Source organism: Bradyrhizobium sp. WSM1743 (genome assembly GCF_000473065.1).
Lineage (GTDB): Bacteria > Pseudomonadota > Alphaproteobacteria > Rhizobiales > Xanthobacteraceae > Bradyrhizobium.
Map to the genome: position 1 here is coordinate 1 of NZ_AXAZ01000142.1, position 3,356 is coordinate 3,356.

A 3,356-nucleotide genomic window follows, 5' to 3' on the forward strand; every position below is an offset into this window, starting at 1 on the left:
CGATGCCCGAAGCATCAAAACCCTGCAATCCCAAAACAGGCCACAACGAACAATGCGATCCCAGCTCAATCGCTTAGCCGCTCTTCACGGACGACGCCTTACTCAGCAGCGTTACTCGGCGGAGTTACTCAGCGGCCTTGGGCGCGGCGCCCTCGGGCGGAGGCGCCAGCACGTGGATCGCTTCCTGGATCGAGTCCAGCGCACGCTCTGCGGCGCGTGCGCCGTGCGCGATCAGATCCTCGGTGCGGTGGAAATCGAACCAGCCGAACTGGCCGACTCGGGGCGTGATCAGCATGTCGGGCGGATCGCCGGCGAGGCGGGCGCGGGTGATGCGGTCCTGCATGATATTGAACGCATCGACCATCACCGAGGAGATGCCGGGCCGTCCGCCGCCGCCGAAGAACTCGCGTTTCATGGTCTTCTCGGGCGAGAAGAGCCGCGGGAAGCGCCGCTTGGCGGTCGTTTCCTCGGCCACCGGCGCGACCGGTGTGGGCATCGCACCGTGCGAATAGATCGTCGTGGAATGGGTGAAGATGTCGCTGGAAAGGTTTGCCGCGATGACGATTTCGGCGCCGAGCGCGCGCGCGGCCGAGACCGGCACCGGATTGACCAGCGCGCCGTCGACCAGCCAGCGGTCGCCGACCAGCACGGGCGAGAAGATGCCGGGCAGGGCATAGGAGGCGCGCATCGCGTCGACCACGCGGCCGCGGGTCAGCCAGATCTCATGACCGGTGCGGACTTCGGTCGCGACGGCCGCGAACTTGACTGGCAGGTCTTCGATCAGGGTCTGGCCGATCGCCTCTTCCAGCCGGGTTGCCAGCTTCTCGCCGCCGATCAGGCCCGAGCCGTTGAGGCGGATGTCGAGATAGCCGAGGATGTTGCGCATGCCTTGCAGGCTGCGGCCCCATTGTTCGAACGTGTCGAGCTGGCCGGTCGCATAGGCCCCGCCGACCACGGCGCCAATTGACGTTCCGACCACGACGTCGGGCACGATGCCGTTGCTGAGCAAGGTCTTCAGGATGCCGATATGGGCAAAGCCGCGCGCCGCGCCGCCGCCGAGCGCAAGGCCAATGACCGGACGGCGGATGCTGCCGAGACCAACCTTCTCGCCGTTCGAGCCGTTCGCGCTCCGACCTTTCAAGATGTCCAGCACCGAAAGTCTCCTACGCCGGGCCAGCCCCAACCAACCACCAGACCAGGGACCGTCCTGAACTCCGCCAATTCAGGGCGAAGCATGGTCTATGCCGCTTTGGGAAGCGCACAGGGCAGGAGTATGGCGATGGACGGTTGCTCCAAGGATAATCACACAGGCGTCAAGTAGGTTCCAGGGAAAGAGGGGGCCGTATCAGGCCGTATTTCTTAGGGTTTCAGAGGCTTGAATTTGCCGCGTTTTCGGTGAAAAGCAAGAACATGACACGCGGGGGTGACGGCATCATCGGATGGCGGCGCAGCGGCAGGCTGCTGCCGGCGCTGATCCTTGCCGCGTGCCTTGTGATCTCGGGCCAAAATGCCGCGCAGGCGCAGCTTTTCTCCGATCGCCCGCCGCCGGTGCCACCGGCATCGGTGCCCGACCCCGGCGGCGCCGTCAGCCTGGCACCGCCCTCCGGGCCGGGCGCGGGACCCCCGAGCCTGCCGCCGACCCTGATGCAGCCCGCTACGCCCAGCATGCCGCCGCCCGCAGTCACGACCGTGCCGCCGGCCGCCCCTCTGAATGCGGCCGTGCCCGGACAGGGCGTGCTGTCGCTGACGGCGAAATACGGCAAGGACTCGGCCCCCATTACCAGCGGCTTGGTCTGGCGCGTGTTCGCCGACCGTCCCGACGAGAACGGCACCTTCAAGCTGATCCGCGAGGACCGCAGTGCCACGCCGAACATCGTGCTGCCGCCCGGCAACTACGTCGTCCACGTCGCCTTCGGCCTGGTCAGCGCGGTGCGCACCGTCAGCCTCAAGGCTGAGACCGACCGCGAATCTTTCGTGCTGCCGGCCGGCGGCCTGCGCATCGAGGGCCGGGTCGGCACCAGCCGCATTCCGCAGAACCAGATCTCGTTCGCGATCTACAAGGGCAGCCAGTTCGAGTCCGGCGAGCGCGCCTCGCTGGTGCCGAACGTCGCCGCCGGCGACGTCGTGCTGATCCCGGAAGGCACCTACTACATCGTCTCCAACTATGGCGATGCCAATTCGGTGGTGCGCTCCGACATCCGCGTCCAGGCTGGCAAGCTCACCGACGTCACCATCACCCACCGCGCCGCCGTCATCACGCTCAAGCTGGTCAGCGACAGGGGCGGCGAGGCGCTCGCCAACACCGCCTGGTCGGTACTGACCCCGGGCGGCGACGTCATCAAGGAATCGATCGGCGCCTTCCCGCGCGTCGTGCTGTCCGAAGGCGAATATCGCGCCATCGCCAAGAACGAGGGCAAGGTCTACGAGCGCGGCTTCAACGTCGTCAACGGCGTCGACGGCGAAGTCGAGGTCATCGCGCGCTAAGGTCCGGGCGGCGGTGCCGCCCGCCGCGAGCACGATAATTCTCATCGCGCGCATGAGTGTGCATCTCCTATTACCGCTGCGTCCGGCTGGGTGCTGCCAAGCAACTGCTCTTCGCCGCCAGCTCCTGTGTTCTGTCTTGAATACCGGCAGCGCCACCAGCTTGGGGCCAAGAAACACCGGTGGTATCGGCCTATTCCAGAGGGCGATGCGCCTGCCCACGACCGGTGGAAGATACGTGTTTCCGACAATCAATCTTATTCTCTTTCCATTCTGCTGCGCTATATGTCGAGCGTCCGTCTAACGGGGGAGGCCGGAGCAGGCGCATGCCTTGCGAGACCGGCACGGAGCAGGGGACCAGGCTCGTCGGCATGTTCGAAGTGATCCTCACCAGGCGCAAGCGGTTTGGCTGGCGGTGGCAGGTGTGCGACCAGTCCGGCAAGATATTTGCCGACGGCTTCGAGCGCACGCGTCCGTCCGCCAAATATCAAGGCGAGCGCGCGTTGTTCTTCCTGTTGTCCCAGGCCTATTTGCGCAACCGCTCGGCGGCGTCCAGCGAGGACTAGCGGCGTCCCGTAGCCCGGATGGAGCGTAGCGCAATCCGGGATCTTCGTGCCACGCGGTGAGAATCCCGGATTACGCTGCGCTCCATCCGGGCTACAAGGCGTTGGTTGTCCGTCGGGCAAAACACCCAATTTGTGGGTCAATGCATTCGGCCAAAAATATTCCGCTTTACCGAAATTCGGAAATGGCGTATGTGTCGCCTCAACCCGGCCCAAGGAAGAGGGGCGTATCGCGATCGTCACGAACGCGGGTCGGGTGGCGGTGGACGTGGCCACACCGGCGCGAAAGGTTTTTGCAGGGCGGGCAACCGT

General features: G+C 65.5%; 3 protein-coding genes. 2 read left to right on the forward strand and 1 reads right to left on the reverse strand.

All coding sequences use genetic code 11. From position 1 onward, the window contains the following. Positions 1-124 precede the first annotated feature (124 nt). A complete protein-coding gene (locus YU9_RS0138095; protein ID WP_027577380.1) occupies positions 125-1,153 on the reverse strand; it encodes a patatin-like phospholipase family protein in 1,029 nt (342 codons plus the stop codon). A 257-nt stretch (positions 1,154-1,410) separates the two neighbouring features. Between YU9_RS0138095 and YU9_RS0138100 the strand changes: the two genes are divergently transcribed. Further along, positions 1,411-2,484: a hypothetical protein gene (locus tag YU9_RS0138100; protein WP_027577381.1), complete on the forward strand. Its 1,074-nt coding sequence runs from the start codon at positions 1,411-1,413 to the stop codon at positions 2,482-2,484. Positions 2,485-2,807: 323 nt separating this feature from the next. Continuing rightward, positions 2,808-3,047 (forward strand): hypothetical protein, encoded by a 240-nt coding sequence (locus YU9_RS49470; protein WP_245266727.1) that lies wholly within the window; start codon positions 2,808-2,810, stop codon positions 3,045-3,047. The last annotated feature ends 309 nt before the right edge of the window (positions 3,048-3,356 follow it).

Bases quoted from the DNA above. Each gene is read 5' to 3' on its own strand.
- YU9_RS0138100 (WP_027577381.1), top strand. From the start codon at position 1,411: ATGACACGCGGGGGTGACGGCATCATCGGATGGCGGCGCAGCGGCAGG.
- YU9_RS49470 (WP_245266727.1), top strand. From the start codon at position 2,808: ATGCCTTGCGAGACCGGCACGGAGCAGGGGACCAGGCTCGTCGGCATG.